Genomic DNA, 18,733 nt, shown 5'->3' on the forward strand with positions numbered 1-18,733 from the left:
GATTATCCTGTCGTCAATACTTACTACGTTCGCTGTACTCCAAGCCGTCTCTGGGCTTTACCCATCCGATTTGAAAGAAAGCATAATCATTCCGACCAGAACTTGGATGTGTTTGATTGTTTTGCCAAACGCAACAGACCCATAGTTGTTAACGAAGGCGAAATTGTTCAGGTGGCGATTCCCATGCATTCTGTAAACTCAGGCATAGAGGATCCGGCCACTCCATCCGTATTGATAACATCACTTGGCAATTATCCCAATCCCTACAATCCAGAAACCACAATCGGCTTTATCACCGCTGCCCCTGGCAACGTGAAACTGTCTGTGCACAATATCAAAGGGCAGAAAGTGATAACTCTGCATGACGGAATAATGACAAAAGGTTGCCACAGCATCCACTGGAATGGGTTGGGCGAGAAGGGAGGCGCTGTAAGTTCTGGAGTTTATTTTGTGCGGGCCGAGATGAATGGCAGGTCTCAAACTCATAGAATGGTGCTTATCAAATAGTATTAAAATGATTGGTAAACCTCCAAGACAGAATAGCCTGCCAGTTTATGGAAAACAACGATGAAGGATTCCTCCAAACCCAGTAAAGAGAAAATTGGTTCAGATTCTGTGAAATGTAGGGGGTTGTAGAAAAATGTCAATACCTAACCCTGAATCCATCTGGAGAGGCTGATCTAATCGGCATTGTACATAGGTCTTTGGGAGAATACCAGAACAAAGTTCTGATTGACAAAAAGATGGGCTGCAAATCAAGTGGTCCGCAAATGAAGCTGCTTGCTTCTGCCTTAATGCTTCCGTGCAGGTAAGGCCATGAATTATAAAAAGATATACTGGTAACAGATTACCGTGAAGCAGGTGGAAGATTCTTCCGCCTTTTTCGTTTCCGGTAAGAAGGAGGTTCTTATAATCCGGATAAAACGTGGAAAGGCACGTACCAAGGAGGTGGTGCCGAAGGAAAGGATCAACGAACAGATCAGCGCTCCAAAGGTACGGGTGATCGGCCCTGACGGTAAACAAATAGGCATCATGCCCACGCGTGACGCCATCCGCAAAGCAGAAGACATGAATCTGGACCTGGTGGAAATCTCACCCAACACCGAGCCCCCGGTCTGCCGCATTCTTGACTTCGGCAAATACTATTTCGAAAAGGAAAAGAAAGCCAGGGAAGCCCGCAAGAGACAGCACGAGATCGAGATCAAGGAGATCAAGTTCGGTCCGAACACGGAAGAACATGACTATAATTTCAAGAAGAACAACGCGATCAGATTTCTGAAGCAGCGCAACAAGGTTAAGTTCACGGTCCGCTTCCGAGGCCGGCAAATGGCTCATAAAGAGCTCGGCTACGACGTTCTGGAAAGGCTGAAAAACGATCTGGGCCACATTGCCGACGTTGACGCGCCACCAGTAGCTGAACGCAATCTACTTTTCATCATTATGACCCCCAAAAAAGACATCGACCACATCCTCGAAAAAGCCGCCGCGGAATCTGCCGCTGCGCCTGAAACAGAGGCCGACCCTGTAAAATAAGCAGAGTAAAGGGTTGCGAGGTTAACCATACTTTCTAATAGTCAAGGAGATAAATATGCCAAAGATCAAGACAAGCAGTTCCGCAGCCAAGAGGTTCAAGGTTACCGGAACCGGCAAGATCAAGCGCCATCACGCAAAAAGCGCTCACATCAAAACCAAAAAATCACCCAAGCTGAAACGCAATCTGCGTGACAGCGCCATTGTTCGCAAATGCGATGAAAAGCGCATCCATCGCATGCTGGCAAACTAAAGGGAGAGAAAAATGCCAAGATCAACAAACAACGTATCCGCCCACCGCAGAAGAAAAAAATACATGCTGGCCGCGCGCGGCTATTTCGGCCGCCGCAGCAAAACTTACCGGGTTGCCAGGCAAACCGTGGAACGCGGAATGGCTTTTGCCTTTGCCCACCGGAAGCAGAAAAAACGCCAGTTCCGCAGCCTCTGGATCACCCGCATCAACGCTGCCTGCCGCAATAACGACATGAGCTACAGCCGCTTCATCAACGGCCTGCATAAAGCCAATATCGAAATCAACCGCAAATCCCTTGCCCACTTGGCCTGGCACGACAGCGATGCCTTTGCCAAACTGGTCGAGATCGCCAAAGGCTGAACCACCCCTCCGGCCCGAGCAGCCGGGGCTAAAATAGTGAAGGAAGCAAGTTGCAAGACCAACTGAGGGAAGTGGCGGAACAGGCCAGAGCGGATATTGCCGCCTGCGAAACCGCCAATGACATCCTGAATGCCAAAGCCAGGTATCTTGGCAAAAAAAGCTTGATAAACAGCCTCTACGGAAAGCTGAAAGACCTTCCTGACGCCGAGAAACCGGCTTTCGGGCAGAGCATCAACAAGCTCCGCGGCAGCATAGAAGACCTACTGGCTGCGCGTGAACAGGAGCTGAAAAACCGTCTCCAGGAAGCCCAGGACAGCGCCAAGACGCTGGACCTGAGCCTGCCGGGCATCATCCGTCCGCGTGGGTCGCTGCATCCGCTAACGATCGTCCGCCGCAGAATCGAAGATGTCTTCATCGGCCTAGGTTTCGAGATCGCCGAAGGGCCGGACATAGATGACGAATGGCACAACTTCGACGCCCTGAACACCCCGCCTGACCATCCTTCCCGCAACCTGGCAGACACCTTTTACCTGGACAACGGCTTCCTGTTGCGCACCCAGACTTCAACTGTGCAGGTGCGCACTATGGAAAAATACCCGCCGCCCATCTATATCATCTCGCCCGGAAGATGCTACCGCAACGATAAACCGGATCCCTCCCACTCCCCCGTTTTTTCCCAAGTGGAAGCACTGGTGGTGGATAAGGGTATCTCGATGGCCGATTTGAAAGACACGCTGCAAAACTTCGCCCGGATCATGTTTGGAGAAGACGTCCGTTCGCGCATCCGACCACACTTTTTCCCCTTCACGGAGCCAAGCGCGGAAATGGACATTAGCTGTGTCGCCTGTCGAGGCCAGGGTTGCCGTGTGTGCAAAAACTCCGGTTGGCTGGAACTGGGCGGAGCCGGGATGGTTGATCCCGCCGTATTCAAATATGTGGGCATCGATCCCGAGATTTACTCCGGCTACGCCCTTGGGGTGGGAGTGGAGCGCATTGCCATGCTTACCTACAACATTCCGGACATGCGCATCCTCTTTGAGAACGACGTTCGCATGCTGCGCCAGTTCAGCGGGGAGGTATTGTGATTATCTCCTGCCGCTGGCTCAGCCGCTACATCGACCTGCCCCGGGACACAGACAGCCTGGTTCAAACCCTCACCTTCAGTGGAATTGAGGTGGAAGCCGTAAAATCTCTTCCCGCCTTGCCGGAAACTGTTGTAACCGCCAAAGTGGTGAGCGCCGAGCGCATCCCCGGAACCGACCATCTGCAGGTTTGCAGCGTGGAGTACGGAGCTACGGAGCCTACCCAGGTGGTTTGCGGAGCGCCCAATTGCAAAGCTGGAATGATCTCTCTGCTGGCCCTTCCGGGAACCGAACTCTCTGGTCTTACCGTCAAAAAGGCAAAACTCCGCGGTGTGGAGTCCAACGGGATGCTTTGCTCTGAAAAGGAACTTGGCATCTCCGACAACCACGCAGGGATCATTGAACTGGAGCCCTCCACACCGGTGGGGATTTCCGTGAACGACATCTACGAACTGCCGGACACCATTCTGGAACTGGAAATCACGCCCAACCGCCCAGACCTGCTGGGATACATAGGCATCGCGCGCGATCTTTCCGCCTCTTTGGGCAATCCCCTGAAGCTGCCGCAAGTGGAGCACGTGGCTGGTGAAGTCAGCGAAAAAACCGCGCTCAAACTGATACTGGAAGATCCGGAAAAATGCCCCCGCTACACGGCCAGATTGCTCTCCGGTGTTTCAGTGAAGGACTCTCCTCAGTGGCTGAAAACCGCACTGGTCAAATCCGGTTTGCGTCCCATCAACAACATTGTTGACGTGACCAACTTTGTGATGCTGGAGCAGGGACATCCCCTGCACGCTTTCGACTATGACAAGCTGCAGCCGCTGAACGAATCCGATGGCTATCCCGCCGTGGTGGTGCGCAAAGCTAGGTCCGGCGAGGAACTCATCACCCTGGACGGCAAGAACCTGGTTTTAGACCCCGACGACCTTGTAATCGCCGACGGCAAAGACACATCCGCCCTTGCCGGAGTGATGGGCGGCAAAGCGACCGCAATCAGCGATTCCACCACCTCCATCGTTCTGGAAGCCGCTTGTTTTCAAGCTGCGAGCATTCGCGCCAGTTCTTACAAACACAAACTCTCCACCGATTCCTCCTACCGTTTCGAGCGTCAGTTAAGCCCCGAAGCCGCTTCCGCGGTGAGTGACCGAGCGGTGCAGCTCTTTTTGGAAACCGCCGGCGGAAAGGTTGAAAACGCGCTTTACGATGCCTGGCCAAAACCTCTTCCCACGCGCTGGCTGGCGCTTAGGCCCCGGCGCTTCACCGAGATCATCGGCTATCAGCTGCCAAACGAAGACATCATTGGCTATCTGGAAGGCTTGGGGTGCAAATTCTACCAGTACGGCATCTGGCGGGAAGGCCTGGTCTCTGATCCCAGCCTGATCTTCTGTCACCATCTGGAGGAGGAGAAAGCGGGAGTTACCGAATTCTCTGAAAGCGACTGTGACCACGCCCTCTGGTTCGAAATCCCACCCCACCGAGTGGACCTCACCCGCGAAGCCGATCTGCTGGAAGAACTGGCCCGCTTGGCTGGCTTCGACCGCATCCCCCGCAAAAAGGACGTCCCCCGCATCATGGACCGCCACGCCTTCCGCATCCGCAGAGGGATTGAGGACTGGTTTGTGGACGCCTCCTTCCATGAAACGCTGAACTACAGCTTCTGTGATCCAGCCCAACTGGCAGATCTGGCCATGGACCCCGAAGAGGTCTGCTCCAAACTAATACGTGTGATCAACCCCCAAAGCAGCAACCAATCCGCCATGCGGATAACCCTGCTGCCCCAGCTGCTGGATAACCTGCGCTACAACCTTAACCACGGCGAGCGTTACCTTAAGCTGATGGAACTCGGCAAAATCTACTTGAAGGACGGCGATTCCTACAAAGAAAAACTGTCCTTCGGCGCGACACTCACCGGCAACATGAACCCCGAGCATTGGAGCGCCAAAAGCGAAGCTGTGAGTTTCTATCAGGTGAAAGGCTTAGTGGAGGGGCTACTGAACCTGCTAGGAGTGAAGGCTACAGACCTGGTGAAAAATGACCGTCCCTGGCTGGCTGCCGGGGACTCTTTAGCCTACCTTTCAGAGGGGCAGGTGGTGGCTTCGTTCGGCCGTCTGAAAACCAGCATCGCCAACAACTTTGGGATAGACCTCACCCTGCTAAAACAGGATATCTGGGTGATCGAGCTCGACGTGGACTTGCTGATCGAACTCACCAGAAACATTAAAAATGTGTTCCGCGAATTACCCCGCTATCCTGCTGTGGTCCGCGACCTTTCATTCCTGATCAAAACCGAAGTGTCCTACGCTGCCATCGAATCCGCCATCAAAGCCGTAAATCCAGATATGATCAGCGAAGTGAGCATCTTCGACCAATACCTCGGAAAGCAGGTTCCTCCGGGATTCCGTAGCATGTCTCTGCGCTTGGTGATGCAGGACAGCGAAAAAACATTGACAGATGAGCGCGTGGACCAACTTCTTGCATCGGTGCAGGAAATGCTCTTCCGCGCCTGGCAGATCAACATGAGGTAACACTATGGAAAATAAAGCAACAAGCTTGCAAGATAAGATACAAAAACTGATCAATCAGTACACCGAAGACAAAAAAAAGCTGGAGAAACTGGCCGGGCAAAACGAGGTTCTGAAGGAAGAAAACAGACAACTGATGGCCCAGATCGAAAGCGTCAGAAACAGCAACAGCGATTCAAGCGAACGCATCAGGGAACTGGAGAATCAGCTTGCGTCGCTTCAAACCAAATACCAGGAACTTCAAGATACAGTATCCGGATTCGAAAGCATCGCCAGCGACGCCATCAGCCAGATCGACAGCATCTTTCCAGAACTGGAAGAAACTAATAAGAAATGATGAAATCGGTTGAAGTTGAGATATATGGCCGCAAATTCCACCTGCGTTCGGACAACCTGAAAGAGACACAGGCCGTGGCGGCCGCTGTCGACGCGGAATTGGAACAACTGCGCGAACAGTATGAAAATCTTGACTTCACGAAACTTTTGCTTCTGCTTCTTTTGAAGAAACAGAATGAGATTAGCTCCCTGAAACAACGGTCCGCCGAAATGGAGAAGGAACTTGAACGCCTGAACCAGATGGTGAGCAACATCGTCGGGGAGATCTAAAGACTTGGCCTGCGGAACCCGTGATATGGATTGCACAAAAGCTGATTAAAAACTGGGAGCCGAGCCATGGGTGGCATGCACGCCGGCTGGTCCTGGATCCATAAAGCCCACAAGGTAGGCGCCCACCTGATGCTTGGCTTTTAACAGACAAGCATACACGGTTCACGCGGGCCTTTTTTGTAACGGCCGGGTTAAGTAACCCGCCTGAATAGATCAAAAAGGATATTATGATGCCAAATAAATGGATCATGGCAGCAATCGGATTGGTGTTGGGCTTCCTCATCGCCTTGGTTATCTACCTGATCAAACGCAACAGCGCTTTCCGCCTTGTTTCCGGCGCCAAGGAAATCGCCGCGGAGATCAGGGAATCCGCCCAAACCGACATTGAAACAACCAAAAAAGCCGTCATTCTGGAAGCAAAGGATGAGTGGTTCAAGCAGAAAAAAGTGCTTGAAGACGAGATCAAGGAACGCCAAAAAGAACTCCGCTTTCAGGAAAAGAAATTCAACGAACGCCTCAGCAGCCTGGATAAACGCCTCGAATCCATGGATAAGAAAGAAGCCAACATGGTCGAGCAGGAAAAACGCCTCAAACACAAGGAAGAAGATATCAGCCGTAAAAACAAGGAAGCCGAAAACCTGATCGGCGAACAGCGCACCAAACTCTCCGAGATCGCCGGGCTCAGCCGCGAGGAAGCGCTTAACATGATGCGCGAGGAACTGCTCCTCCAAGCCCGCCAAGTGGCGGCCAATGATGCCAAACTCATCATCGAGCAGATCAAGCTGGACACTTCCAAAAAAGCCGCGGAGATCCTCTCCACCGCCATCCAGCGCCTTGCCGTGGACCATGTTTCGGAATCCACCGTATCGGTGGTATCGCTGCCCTCGGACGAGATGAAAGGCCGCATCATCGGCCGGGAGGGACGCAACATCCGCACCTTTGAAAAAGCCTCCGGGGTGGACCTGATCATCGATGACACTCCTGAAGCAGTTGTCCTTTCCTGTTTTGACCCCGTGCGCCGCGAAATCGCCCGTCTGGCTTTGGAAAAACTCATCTCCGACGGCCGTATCCATCCCGGCCGCATCGAGGACATTATCAATAAAACCGAAAAGGAGATGGACCAGAACCTGGTTAAGCTGGGCGAAAAAGCTGTGCTGGAAACCAATATCCACAACATCTCCGGCAACCTAATCAAGGTGCTTGGCCGTCTGCATTACCGCACCTCCTACGGACAAAACGTGCTCAAGCACTCGCTGGAAGCAGCCTGGATCTGCGGTATCCTTGCCGCTGAACTTGGCCTCGACCAGGAGATTGCCCGTCGCGCCGGACTACTGCACGACATCGGTAAAGCCGTGGACCAAGAGTTTGACGGCACCCACGCCATCATCGGTGCAAATCTGGCTCGCAAGAACGGTGAAAGCAAGATCATAGTAAACGCCATCGAAGCCCACCACGAAGAAGTGGAAGCTACCTCCGTCTATGCCGCTCTGGTGCAGGCTTCGGATGCCATCTCCGGTGCCCGTCCCGGCGCCCGCCGCGAAATGCTGGAAACCTACATGCAGCGCCTCGCTAAGCTGGAGGAGATCGCCAACTCCGTGCAGGGCGTGAACAAATCCTACGCCATCCAAGCCGGACGCGAACTGCGCATCATCGTGGAACCCAGCATGGTGGAGGATGTACAAACTTCACTGCTGGCATCCGAGATCGCCGCCCAGATCGAAAAGGAAGTGCAATATCCCGGCCAGATCAAGGTGACGGTGATCCGCGAAACCCGCCAAATCGCCATGGCCAAATGATCAAACTCCTCTTCTTCGGCGACGTTTTCGGCAAGCCTGGCCGCCAAATCCTCTATGACCAGCTGCCTGGCCTAAAAGCCGAGTTCGGACCGGACTTCATCATCATCAACGGTGAAAACCTTGCCGATGGGCGAGGCCTCACCGAAAAAACAGTGAAACCACTCTTCCAAGCAGGAGTGGACATTGTTACCGGCGGGAACCACCTCTGGGACCGCAGCGAAGCCTGGGATTTCATCGGCCACAACCCCGCCATCGTCAAACCCCTCAATTTTCCCGCAACGGCGCCTGGGAACACTGTCTGCACCTTGCGCAAGGGCGAAATGGAACTAATTGTTCTCACCCTCTGCGGCCAGATCTACATGCCACCCTGCGATTCGCCTTTTACGACTTTGGAACGCTGGTTTGAGGACAATCCCGGCCATGAGGGGCGCTGCGTCCTGGTGGATTTCCACGCTGAATCCACCGCTGAAAAACGCGCCCTGGGCTGGTTCGCAGATGGCCACATCTCAGCTCTAATCGGCACCCACACCCACATCCAGACAGCCGACGAAGAAATCCTGCCCCAAGGCACGGCTTATATAACTGACGCCGGTATGACCGGGCCCCACGACAGCGTTATTGGCGTTCGCAAAGATATAATATTGAATAAATTCCACCATGGCCTGCCCTCACGCTATGAGACCTCAAACCTCGGATTGCAGGTGAACGCAGTCTATCTGGAGCTTAATCCAGCCACAGGCAAAGCATGGAAAATAGAAAGGTTGCGCCGCCAAGTGAAACTAACTGCCTCTGAAGGTGAATGACATGGAAAAGATACTATCGGGAAAACCCCTCGCAAAGCTCATCCGCTCCTGGGTCAAAGAACTGATAGCGGAACACGGGCTCAGCCCCAAAATGCTGCTGATCCAGACAGGCAGCGACCCAGCCTCAGCCTACTATGTGCAAAATATAGTCTCCAGTGGAGCGAAGCTTGGTTGCGATGTGCGGTTGATGAACCTGCCTGAAGACATCAGCCAGGCTTATCTGCAAGAGCTCATCGCCAGTGCCAACGATGATCCTGACATCCACGGCATCATGCTGCAAAAGCCCCTTCCCCATCACCTGGATGAAGCCCTAGCCGGCGAAAGCATCTCCCCTGACAAAGATATCGACTGCCTGAACCCAGTAAACCAAGGCAGGATAGTCCTCAACCAGGATGCCCTGCCGCCCTGCACTCCGCTGGCTGTGCTTTGTACCCTCCGCTATTACGGGATACCCGTGGCTGGCAAACACACCGTGATCATCGGCCGCAGCGCTGTGGTAGGCAAGCCCTTGGCGAATATGCTGCTCTGGAAAAAATCCTGGGCCAACGCCAGCGTCACAGTCTGCCATTCCCGCAGTGAAAACCTTGGCGAACTCACCCGCAGCGCGGATATCCTCATCGCCGCCCTCGGCAAAGCAGAATTCGTAAAACCGGATATAATCAAAAATAATTCCGTTCTTATCGATGTGGGAATCAATGCCCACAATTCCGCTGACGGCAAAGGCTCCTTCGTGGGTGACATTGATTATAACGCCTGTTTTGACAAGGCGTTGGCCATCACTCCCGTACCCGGGGGGATTGGCTCCGTGACCACTTCCCTGCTTTGGCTGAACCTGCTTAAAGCAGCTCTCGCGGCAAAGGGAACAAATAAAAAGATTGACGATTTTCTCGACTTCATTTTTAAGGATTAGCAGTAAGATAATATCCACCGATCATATATGGGAGGAATGATGCCAAATAAGAGCAGTAGACTCTTAACCCTTTTAATCGTATTGACTTTGGCAATGCTGATGCTCACCGGATGCGGCAAGTTTGGGAACAAATTTGCCAATGAGGAACCTACCATTGCCATCACATCTTATGAAGGTTTTGATGACAGCGCCCTGCTTGCGCCCTATGCCGAAACAGAATTTATATTCCAGCAGAAAATCTTCTGGAACGCAACCGATAGTGACGGCATCATCACTGGCTTTGCCTATCGCGTGAAAGACCAGAATGGAAACCCGATCGCCACACCGGGCAACCACTACATAGACATGACCGGCGACGTGACCCCCCAGAACGTGGTGGATCGCTTCGGCGTCGGTTGGGTGCTCCATTATAAGACCAATGCCGATCAAAACATCCCTCTGGACGAGACTCCCAACGACCGTAAGACCATCTGGACCTCGGCAAAGTATGCCGTGATCAATTTCCCCGCGGCTGATGCCAACGGCAATCCCCTTACCATGGAAAGCACTTTTGAAGTGATCGCCATCGACAACCGAGGCGGCATTACCCCGCTCTACACCCCACCTGATCCCCAGGATCCCAAACGCAGCATTGCCTGGCGTAAATTCAACGCCACCTCACTCCGCCCCACCTGCATCGTCACCACCACCAAGGGCAATCCCAACGGTGGCGTGGTCGGCTCCGGCATCCGGCTGGGCTTCAGCATGAAGGACGAAGACCCCTTCATCGATGAGACCCCATTTAAGTTCGAATTCCGCATGATGAAGATCAACCCCGCCGACAGCACGGTGATTGACGGCTCCCAGACCGAATGGATCGATACCAAAACTTCGGCCAACGACACCAAAATGGACAGATATCTGCTCACCCGCTTTACTACTCCCCCACTCAGCTTCGACGTCGAGGATGACGTGATTAAGACCCTCACCAAGATCGAAGCCCGCGCCTATGACCTCGCCGGTGTGATGTCCAACCAAACCTTGAACTCCAAGATCACCTTCGCTGTCAAAACCGGTTTCCGGCCCCGCACTGTGATCTACCCTCAGAGGACCTACGCCCTCGGTGACAACCATTTTATCGACTACTTAGACGAATCCACCCCAGAAATCATGCCCTTCACCATTGTGGGCGGTAGCCAGAGATTTGCAACGCCCTTCTTCGTTAACATGAACAACGTTAAGACAGCCATCAATAGCAACAATATCAAAGTCTGGCTGCGCTGGGGCTGGAGAGGCGAATACGGAATCGTGCAGACCACAGGACCGATCCTCTGGCCACCTATTGGACAGGAAAGCCCTTACGACAAGAAAGTGGACACCGTTCTGGACCGTTATACTGATAAAAACTACTTTAGCGAGATCACCCACTTCGACCTCCGCCTCGATGGCGCACCCTACAACTATCCCCCCTATTGGGAAGACCGCGTAACCGACAGCGATGGGAAGGAATGGCTGCGAATCCCTCTCTATTCACCTCTGGGACAGTCTCTGGTTCTCACCTCTCTTTCCAACGGCGAGCATAGCCTGGAGGTACGCTGCGTTGACTTGCAGGGAGAAGTTGACCCCGAACCGGCCACTTACACCTTCACCCTTGTCGAGCCCATCGCTGCCGCCAACCGTAGCGGCGTGCTGGTGATCGACGACGATCTTAACAACAACGCCACCTCCCCTGACAACCTGATCCAGCCTAAATACGAGCAAATGCTCTCCTCTTACACAGGCACCAAAACTTTCATCCGCCGCACTCGCGTCGGCGTTCCTGGCGACACCTATGGAGACTACCGCCTCCGCCATCTGGCAACTTCGGACTTGCAGCAATACAAGCTGGTGATCTACCACTCCGACAACCCCAGCGAATCAGGAAACCTCAAGAACGAAAATGACGGACTGGCCTTATATATGAGATCAGGAGGCAATTTTGTCCTCTCCTCCACTTCCAAACTGGCCTCCACCTTGCAAGCTTTCGTGCTGGCAACCCAGAGGACCTTCCTGAATTATATGGGAGTCCGGTGGGTTGATCCGCCAGCCAAGTTCCTCAGCGACGCCCTGCAGAACCGCGCCTACTTCCAGAAAGCGATCGGTGTTTCACCCTTCCAAGATATCAACCTGCAGTATGCCGCGGGCAATGAAGCCAGCTTCAATCCCTTGGTAAACAATCTGCAGGGTTTGTCAACCATCACCTATTTCCACACCTTGGGTGCCAACGCTGAACCGATCTACCGAATGGGCATCAAACCCACGAATTACCCTGTAAGTCCGCCTTCCCAAGCTGATTATGACCTATACAACAACCAACCTATCGCCCTGCGCACCGTTACAGGAAACACCCACACCTATATCTTCGGTTTCCCCCTCTCCTACATGATGGTGGACGAAGCCAAAGCGGCGATGACCCAAATCCTTACGGAATGTGGAATGATCTAAGCAAGTACGAACAATAATACATATCACCGGCTGCCTCCACGGCGGCCGGTTTTTTTGGCTGGCGTTAAGATAGGAATGAGCATTGGCGATAGCCACATAGGATATAGCTACAGCGACGTCCCCGTCGACCAAAATCCCGGAAGGCCTTGCAGAACCTAACCAAACCCTAAACCTGGTAACGATGACATAGCTTGAATCGCTCTTCTGGAGCGAGGTTAACTCCTCCTTTGCCCTTTCCCATTCACATCCCATTCACTTCCCGCTGAGTTCCCGCCTGTCAAACGGGAAGTCAAGGGGAGGTGAAAAGGAGGCGAGTGGGATGGGGCAAAGGGCCTGATGCCCCCGGAGACGGGAGTGAAGTTCCTGCCATTTTTTTCCGCCCTCCAGTTATAGTGGATAACGATATCCTTTTACGCAGACAAAAAAGCCCGGAACCAAAAGTCCCGGGCTGATATCGTATGCTGAGACTACGTTAGCGCACAATTCTGGTGCCTGTTTTCCCCGCGAAGGCATCCACTATGCGGTCGATGGAGGTGATCAGCACTTCCTTTCCCCCGCGCTCGAGGAAATCGATGGCAGCCTTGATCTTGGGACCCATGCTGCCGGCGGGGAACTGGCCTTCCTGATAATAGCGGCTGGCTTCCTCCATGCTCATCACGTCGAGGTCGCGCTGGCTGGGTTTGCCGTAATCGACAGACACCTTGTCCACACCGGTGAGGATCACGAAAAGGTCGGCATCGATATTAACGGCGAGGAGGGCGCTGGCGAAATCCTTGTCGATCACGGCGTCCACGCCTTCATAGGTGCCGTCGTCCTGGACATAGACCGGGATTCCGCCTCCACCAACGGCGATCACGATTTCGCCGCGATGGACAAGCTCCTTCACAGTGTGGGCGGGAACAATCCTTTGTGGAAGCGGCGAAGGAACCACCCGGCGGTAACCCTTGCCGGCGTCTTCCTTGAGGGTCCAGCCGAGCGTGTTTTTCAGTTCTTCGGCCTGCTGCGCTGTATAGTAGGTGCTGCCCACGTATTTGGTGGGATTGAGCATGCTGGGGTCATCGCGGTCCACCACCACCTGCGAGATGATGGTGATCACGTCTTTGTCGATTCCGCTCAGGTGCAGCTTGTTTTGCAGGCTTTGTTCGATCATGTAGCCCATGCTGCCTTCTGTGGCGGCGTTTAGAACGCCCAGTGGCAGCGGCGCGATGCCCTCTTTTTCGCCCGCTTCCTGCTGGCGGAGCAGGTTTCCCACCTGGGGTCCGTTGCCATGGGTAATGGCCAGTTTATAGCCTTGGCGGATGAGTTCCACGATGCCGCCCAGCGAATCGCGGGTGTTGGCAAACTGCTGGCCGATAGTGCCTTCCTCCCCGGCTTTGATGATGGCGTTTCCGCCCAGGGCAAGAACTGCTGTCTTGGTCATGTTTTCCTCTCTTAAAAAAGTCCGGGGCGGAAATGGCTGTCCGCCCCGTGTATTTTGTATTAATCTTACTCTTGGATGTAGGCTGAGGCAGGGTTTAGAAATCCTGCAGCAGTTCAGCAAGGGTGGGGGACCCAATCTCCTGGAGGTCGTAGCTGACCTGGCAGGCGGGATGCTTGATCTTGATCAGGCGGCGCAGATCGATCGGGGTGGCGATCACCACTCCTTCGCAATCGGTGTCGTTGATGGTCTTTTCGAGGTCTTTGATCTGCTGTTCGCTGTAGCCCATGGCGGGAAGCAGGCTGCCGATCCCGGGATACTTTTCAAAGGTTTCGGCGATCTCGCCAACCGCGAAATCGCGGGGGTCAACGAGATCGGCACAGCCGTATTTTTCGGCCGCTACGACTCCAGCGCCGTAGCCCATCTCTCCGTGGGTGAGGGTGGGGCCGTCTTCCACAACCAGCACATTTTTGCCGGTGATGATCTCGGGTTTGTCCACCGTGAGGGGTGAAGCACCGTCAACGATCTTGGCTTTTGGGTTCAGTTCACGCACGTTGGCGCGCACTTCGTTGATGTCGTCGAGGTCTGCGCTGTCGATCTTGTTGATCACGACGACGTCGGCCAGATGGATGTTGGTCTCGCCGGGGTAGTAGTTGATCTCGTCGCCAGGGCGGTGAGGATCGACAACCACGATATTCATCTGCTTGTCGGAGCAGTAGAAGGGGATGTCATTGTTGCCGCCGTCCCAAACGATCACGTCAGCCTCTTTTTCAGCTTCGCGGATGATCGCTTCATAGTCCACTCCGGCGTAGATGACGCTGTTCATCATGATGTGCGGTTCGTATTCTTCCATTTCTTCAATGGTGCAATTGTGGATCTCGAGGTCCTTAAGCTCGGCAAAGCGCTGCACTTTCTGCTTCACGAGGTCGCCATAGGGCATGGGGTGGCGGATGGAAACGACTTTGCGTCCTTTCGCTTTGAGGGCTTTGATGATCGTGCGCGTGGTCTGGGATTTGCCACAGCCGGTGCGGACGGCACAAACGGTGATGAGGGGCTTTGTGGTCTTCACCATGGTCGATTTGGCGCCCATGAGCATGAAGTCCGCTCCCACTGCGTTCACCAAAGAGGCCTTGTGCATCACTTCCTCGTGGGCCTGGTCGCTGTATGCAAACACCACCAGGTCGACTTTGCGGTCCAGGATAAGCTGTTTCAGTTCAGCTTCAGGGTGAATTTCAATTCCATTGGGATAGAGGCTGCCAGCCAGTTCAGCGGGATACTTCTTGTCGTCGATCCCGGGGATCTGGGTGGCGGTAAAGGCCACAACCTCATATTCCTGGTTGTCGCGGAAAAAAACGTTGAAATTGTGGAAATCCCTTCCCGCGGCTCCCATGATAATCACTCTGCGTTTCATAGTTTACTCCTTTTGATTCTTAATATTCCAGTGAAGGCAGATTTTTGGGAGAGCCTTTCGCGTCAAGGGAAAATTTTTGGCAGTCAGGGGGATTGAACGACAAGAAATAGCTTGACTAAATCCCGCTTGTATTTCTGATTGAAACAGCTAAACTATGTATAAAAGGAGTTTATCATGCGCAGAAAATATTTCATATTCGCCTTACTAATCCTGCTCGCGGCTGGCCTTATGGCGCAGGAACGTACTGCCGCATTGAGATTTAAACTCTTGGAAGCAGACGAATACGAGCTGGATATGTTCTACTCCACCGAGCTTCAGCGCCTGTATATGCAGGTTGATTTTGAGCTTCCCAAAAGCAGCCTCGATCCCGACTATTACTATGGAATTTTCCTGCACAAGGACGCCCAGATACAGGCAATCACGGTCTCAGGCAGTTTTGAAGCCCACTATTGGGCAAACAACCTCCAGCCGGAGCATTTTGAGCCTCACCTTCCCCAGCCGGAATTACTGGTCTGGAACAGTCCCGCCCGCTTTTTCGGGATCCATCTGAACAATCTGAAAAAATATCCCGAAACTCCCCATTTCCGCATCTGGTACTATATTGAGGTGCCGCCTTTCCGCCTGGATGAATCCAACAAACTCACCACCGGGCTGGACGCCGCGGATTTCTGGTACCCCCGCAACATCAGCAGGGAAAGCACCGTGAAGGTCACCATGACCACCACGCCTTATATCAGCCTGCGCGTGGGCAACAGCTTCGCCTCCAAGCTGGACAAACAGTATGCCCGCACCCACAAAAACATCTATGTAGAGATTCCAGCCCAGCCTTGCGGCTTCCGGCTGATCAGAGATTAGCTAAATTAGCTCAGTTGGTAGAGCAGCTGATTCGTAATCAGCAGGTCGGGGGTTCGAGTCCCCCATTTAGCTCCAGAAATGCGGCCTGGTCTTTCCGAGCTCCACCTCGGGGATCGGGCCTTCTCTTTTTGCTGCCCGCTTAACCATCCAGTTCCAAGCTCAGCCTGAGCATCAGGCCCCCGACTTCCGCCACGCGGTCAAGCCCGAGAACATTGTGCTTGACAAAAGATTAGTCATTTGGAGTTTGGCATTATCATCAAGCGACCGAATCTAAACATTTTTTAAGATTGTTCGCCCTCAGGGTAAATCCGGAAACAGACATGCCTTCCAGTGTGAAAAGGCGATATGCAAGCAAACCCGCGGTAAATTGTGGAGGATGCAGTGCGTTTCCTTTTAACATCCTGAAATAATAAAACATAGGAGATAGAAATGTTCTTCAAAGTACCCACACCCAAAAACGAACCCGTGAAAACCTATGCCCCCGGAACCAAAGAAAGAGACTTGTTGAAGGCTAAATTGGATGAACTCGGCCGCCAGACTATGGAAATACCAGCAATCATTGACGGCAAAGAAGTGTTTAGCGGCAACACCGCCAACTGCATCGAACCGCATAACCATCAGCATGTCATCGCAAAATACCACAAATGCGGCGAAACGGAAGTTAATCTTGCCATTCAAGCAGCCATGAAGGCAAAAAAAGATTGGGAGCAAATGTCTTTCTACCATCGCGCGGCCATCTTCCTGAAGGCAGCCGAATTGCTGTCCACAAAATACTGTGCTTTGTTGAATGCCGCCACTATGATGGGGCAAAGCAAAAGTGCCTTTCAAGCCGAAATTGACTCAACCTGCGAACTGACTGACTTTTGGCGTTTCAATCCCTATTTTGCCCAACAGATTTACGAACAGCAACCCCTCATTTCCCCCAAAGGTGAATGGAACACCTCTGAATACCGCGCTTTGGAAGGCTTTGTCTTTGCCGTCACACCTTTCAATTTTACTGCCATTGCCGGCAATCTTCCCACCGCCCCGGCCCTCATGGGAAACACCGTTGTGTGGAAACCGGCAAGTACCGCAGTGTATAGCGGCTATTTCGTCATGAAGATATTGATGGAAGCAGGCTTGCCCGCGGGTGTTATCAACTTCGTCCCCGCTTCGGGAGCTGCTATTGGAAATATAATCACCGATTCCCCCCATCTTGCCGGCGTCCATTTCACAGGAAGCACAGAAGTGTTCAACCAAATCTGGCTGCGCACTGCCAACAACATCAGCCACTACAAATCCTATCCCAGAATCGTTGGCGAAACGGGTGGCAAGGACTTCATCGTTGCACACGCTTCCGCAGACGTCAAGGCCCTGGCAGTGGCATGCTTACGCGGCGCCTTCGAATATCAGGGACAGAAATGCAGTGCCGCATCCAGGCTCTACATTCCGGACAGCCTCTATGACCAATGGTTCCAGGAAATGAGCTCCATGCTGGCCACGGTCAAGATGGGCGAAGTTCAGGACTTCTCGAATTTCGTAAATGCCGTGATCGATAAGAGCAGCTTTGATAAAATCAAAGGCTACATCGACAAAGCCAGTAACTCATCAGACGCAGAGATCGTTTGGGGTGGCAAGTGTGATGACAGCCGCGGCTATTTCATCGAGCCGACCATCATCAAGGCCACCAATCCTCGATTCTGCACCATGCAGGAAGAGATTTTCGGCCCGGTGCTAACCGTCCATGCCTACCCGGAAAAGAACTTTGTTGAAACCCTTGAGCTTTGCGATACAACCTCCCCCTACGCCCTCACCGGCTCCATTTTCGCACAGGACAGAACCGCTATTAACATCGCATCCGAAAAGCTGAGACATAGCGCTGGCAACTTCTATATAAATGACAAGCCCACAGGAGCTGTGGTCGGTCAGCAGCCTTTTGGCGGAAGCAGGGTTTCCGGTACCAACGACAAGGCAGGATCGGCATTGAACCTGCAGCGCTGGATTTCGGCAAGGTCGATCAAAGAAAACTTCGTTCCAGCCACTGACTACCGTTACCCCTTTATGGACTAAACACAGATCAAATACCTCTAAAGACGGGATGATCCAATCATCCCGTCTTTTTTTACAAACCCAAATAATGCTGTATCCGCCCCAGTGTAAAAGAACAAAGACACTCTGACAAATCGAGTGGGCATAATGTTGTTTCGAGTCCGGAGGATTTATCCACAGCAATGTCCTGCCAGTCAGACCCCGAGCGCCCAAGTCCATCCCTCTCTCACGCCCCACGCATAATTCCCGCATCAAATGCGGGAATTGTGCGGAAGGCACGGCTGGAAAACAGGAAAGGGCCTTAACGGCCAAAGGACACCGCGTTGTGGAATGCTAAGGAAACTACGACCCTGTGTTAACACAACCAAGGATGCATCAGGATGAGACAGAAATAGTATTGACAAGGAAAAGGAAAACAAAGAATAATAGGCCAATGCGAAATACCCAATCGACCAATTTCCCAAGTTAGATTTTATACAGTTGAGCCCTCGATTAAGCATACCCATAGCATTATCTGCATATTTCTATTGACAGAATCTTAGGCGTGCCTAACTTTGCGCCAATAATAAGAACCTTGAGGTAATAAGATGTCTGAAATGGTATTAAGTAAAAGCCTGGAAGACTATTTAGAAGTGATCTATCACATTGTTGTGGTGGAGCAAGCTGCCAAAGCCAAAGACATCGCCCAGAAAATGCA

At 52.8% G+C, this 18,733-nt stretch carries 17 protein-coding genes, 1 tRNA gene and 1 riboswitch; of the genes, 16 read left to right on the top strand and 2 right to left on the bottom strand.

Annotated features, from left to right (window positions below; genetic code table 11):
* From GX466_04605 to GX466_04660, 12 genes are all read left to right on the top strand, one after another.
* The coding region (locus tag GX466_04605) for a T9SS type A sorting domain-containing protein (protein ID NLH93483.1) at positions 1–507 on the top strand (507 nt) is incomplete at its 5' end.
* 444 nt (positions 508–951) lie between these two features.
* Positions 952–1,533, top strand: coding sequence for a translation initiation factor IF-3 (locus tag GX466_04610; protein NLH93484.1), 582 nt, complete (start codon positions 952–954; stop codon positions 1,531–1,533).
* A gap of 55 nt (positions 1,534–1,588) precedes the next feature.
* Positions 1,589–1,783, top strand: coding sequence for a 50S ribosomal protein L35 (gene rpmI / locus GX466_04615; GenBank protein ID NLH93485.1), 195 nt, complete (start codon positions 1,589–1,591; stop codon positions 1,781–1,783).
* Between the two features lie 12 nt (positions 1,784–1,795).
* Positions 1,796–2,143, top strand: a complete 348-nt coding sequence (rplT, locus tag GX466_04620; GenBank protein NLH93486.1) for a 50S ribosomal protein L20 — start codon at positions 1,796–1,798, stop codon at positions 2,141–2,143.
* A 50-nt stretch (positions 2,144–2,193) separates the two neighbouring features.
* Complete coding sequence (gene pheS, locus GX466_04625; protein NLH93487.1) at positions 2,194–3,228, top strand: phenylalanine--tRNA ligase subunit alpha; 1,035 nt, start codon at positions 2,194–2,196, stop codon at positions 3,226–3,228.
* Entirely contained in the window at positions 3,225–5,750 is a 2,526-nt protein-coding gene (locus tag GX466_04630) for a phenylalanine--tRNA ligase subunit beta (GenBank protein NLH93488.1), read from the top strand. The genes pheS and GX466_04630 overlap by 4 nt, the downstream gene beginning before the upstream one ends.
* Positions 5,751–5,775: 25 nt before the next feature.
* Positions 5,776–6,084 carry a hypothetical protein gene (locus GX466_04635; GenBank protein ID NLH93489.1) on the top strand — a complete coding sequence of 103 codons (309 nt, stop codon included), beginning with the start codon at positions 5,776–5,778 and terminating at the stop codon, positions 6,082–6,084.
* Positions 6,081–6,353 (top strand): cell division protein ZapA, encoded by a 273-nt coding sequence (zapA, locus tag GX466_04640; GenBank protein ID NLH93490.1) that lies wholly within the window; start codon positions 6,081–6,083, stop codon positions 6,351–6,353. The genes GX466_04635 and zapA overlap by 4 nt, the downstream gene beginning before the upstream one ends.
* Positions 6,354–6,583: 230 nt before the next feature.
* Positions 6,584–8,149: a ribonuclease Y gene (rny, locus tag GX466_04645; protein NLH93491.1), complete on the top strand. Its 1,566-nt coding sequence runs from the start codon at positions 6,584–6,586 to the stop codon at positions 8,147–8,149.
* A complete protein-coding gene (locus GX466_04650) occupies positions 8,149–8,952 on the top strand; it encodes a TIGR00282 family metallophosphoesterase (GenBank protein NLH93492.1) in 804 nt (267 codons plus the stop codon). The genes rny and GX466_04650 overlap by 1 nt, the downstream gene beginning before the upstream one ends.
* Positions 8,945–9,862, top strand: a complete 918-nt coding sequence (locus GX466_04655) for a bifunctional 5,10-methylenetetrahydrofolate dehydrogenase/5,10-methenyltetrahydrofolate cyclohydrolase (GenBank protein ID NLH93493.1) — start codon at positions 8,945–8,947, stop codon at positions 9,860–9,862. Before GX466_04650 ends, GX466_04655 begins: the two co-directional genes overlap by 8 nt.
* Positions 9,863–9,901: 39 nt before the next feature.
* Positions 9,902–12,325: a hypothetical protein gene (locus GX466_04660; GenBank protein ID NLH93494.1), complete on the top strand. Its 2,424-nt coding sequence runs from the start codon at positions 9,902–9,904 to the stop codon at positions 12,323–12,325.
* Positions 12,326–12,797: 472 nt separating this feature from the next.
* On the opposite strand, the gene arcC is transcribed toward GX466_04660, so the two are convergent.
* Positions 12,798–13,745, bottom strand: a complete 948-nt coding sequence (gene arcC / locus GX466_04665) for a carbamate kinase (protein NLH93495.1) — start codon at positions 13,743–13,745, stop codon at positions 12,798–12,800.
* Between the two features lie 94 nt (positions 13,746–13,839).
* Positions 13,840–15,153 (bottom strand): GTPase, encoded by a 1,314-nt coding sequence (locus GX466_04670; protein ID NLH93496.1) that lies wholly within the window; start codon positions 15,151–15,153, stop codon positions 13,840–13,842.
* A gap of 174 nt (positions 15,154–15,327) precedes the next feature.
* Here GX466_04670 and GX466_04675 point away from each other — a divergent pair, with 174 nt between their 5' ends.
* The 4 genes from GX466_04675 to GX466_04690 form a co-directional block, all read left to right on the top strand.
* Entirely contained in the window at positions 15,328–16,008 is a 681-nt protein-coding gene (locus tag GX466_04675) for a hypothetical protein (GenBank protein NLH93497.1), read from the top strand.
* A tRNA-Thr gene (locus GX466_04680) sits at positions 16,008–16,083 on the top strand. Before GX466_04675 ends, GX466_04680 begins: the two co-directional genes overlap by 1 nt.
* A gap of 167 nt (positions 16,084–16,250) precedes the next feature.
* Positions 16,251–16,366, top strand: a riboswitch (molybdenum cofactor riboswitch).
* Positions 16,367–16,437: 71 nt separating this feature from the next.
* Entirely contained in the window at positions 16,438–18,057 is a 1,620-nt protein-coding gene (gene pruA / locus GX466_04685; protein ID NLH93498.1) for an L-glutamate gamma-semialdehyde dehydrogenase, read from the top strand.
* A 575-nt stretch (positions 18,058–18,632) separates the two neighbouring features.
* A partial coding sequence (locus GX466_04690) for a metal-dependent transcriptional regulator (GenBank protein ID NLH93499.1) occupies positions 18,633–18,733 on the top strand: 101 nt, incomplete at its 3' end.

Source organism: Candidatus Cloacimonadota bacterium, from assembly GCA_012516855.1.
Taxonomy (GTDB): domain Bacteria; phylum Cloacimonadota; class Cloacimonadia; order Cloacimonadales; family Cloacimonadaceae; genus Syntrophosphaera.

Coding starts and splice junctions, on each gene's coding strand:
- rpmI (NLH93485.1), top strand. CDS start 1,589: ATGCCAAAGATCAAGACAAGCAGTTCCGCAGCCAAGAGGTTCAAGGTT.
- rplT (NLH93486.1), top strand. CDS start 1,796: ATGCCAAGATCAACAAACAACGTATCCGCCCACCGCAGAAGAAAAAAA.
- zapA (NLH93490.1), top strand. CDS start 6,081: ATGATGAAATCGGTTGAAGTTGAGATATATGGCCGCAAATTCCACCTG.
- rny (NLH93491.1), top strand. CDS start 6,584: ATGCCAAATAAATGGATCATGGCAGCAATCGGATTGGTGTTGGGCTTC.
- GX466_04660 (NLH93494.1), top strand. CDS start 9,902: ATGCCAAATAAGAGCAGTAGACTCTTAACCCTTTTAATCGTATTGACT.
- arcC (NLH93495.1), bottom strand. CDS start 13,745: ATGACCAAGACAGCAGTTCTTGCCCTGGGCGGAAACGCCATCATCAAA.
- GX466_04670 (NLH93496.1), bottom strand. CDS start 15,153: ATGAAACGCAGAGTGATTATCATGGGAGCCGCGGGAAGGGATTTCCAC.
- GX466_04675 (NLH93497.1), top strand. CDS start 15,328: ATGCGCAGAAAATATTTCATATTCGCCTTACTAATCCTGCTCGCGGCT.
- pruA (NLH93498.1), top strand. CDS start 16,438: ATGTTCTTCAAAGTACCCACACCCAAAAACGAACCCGTGAAAACCTAT.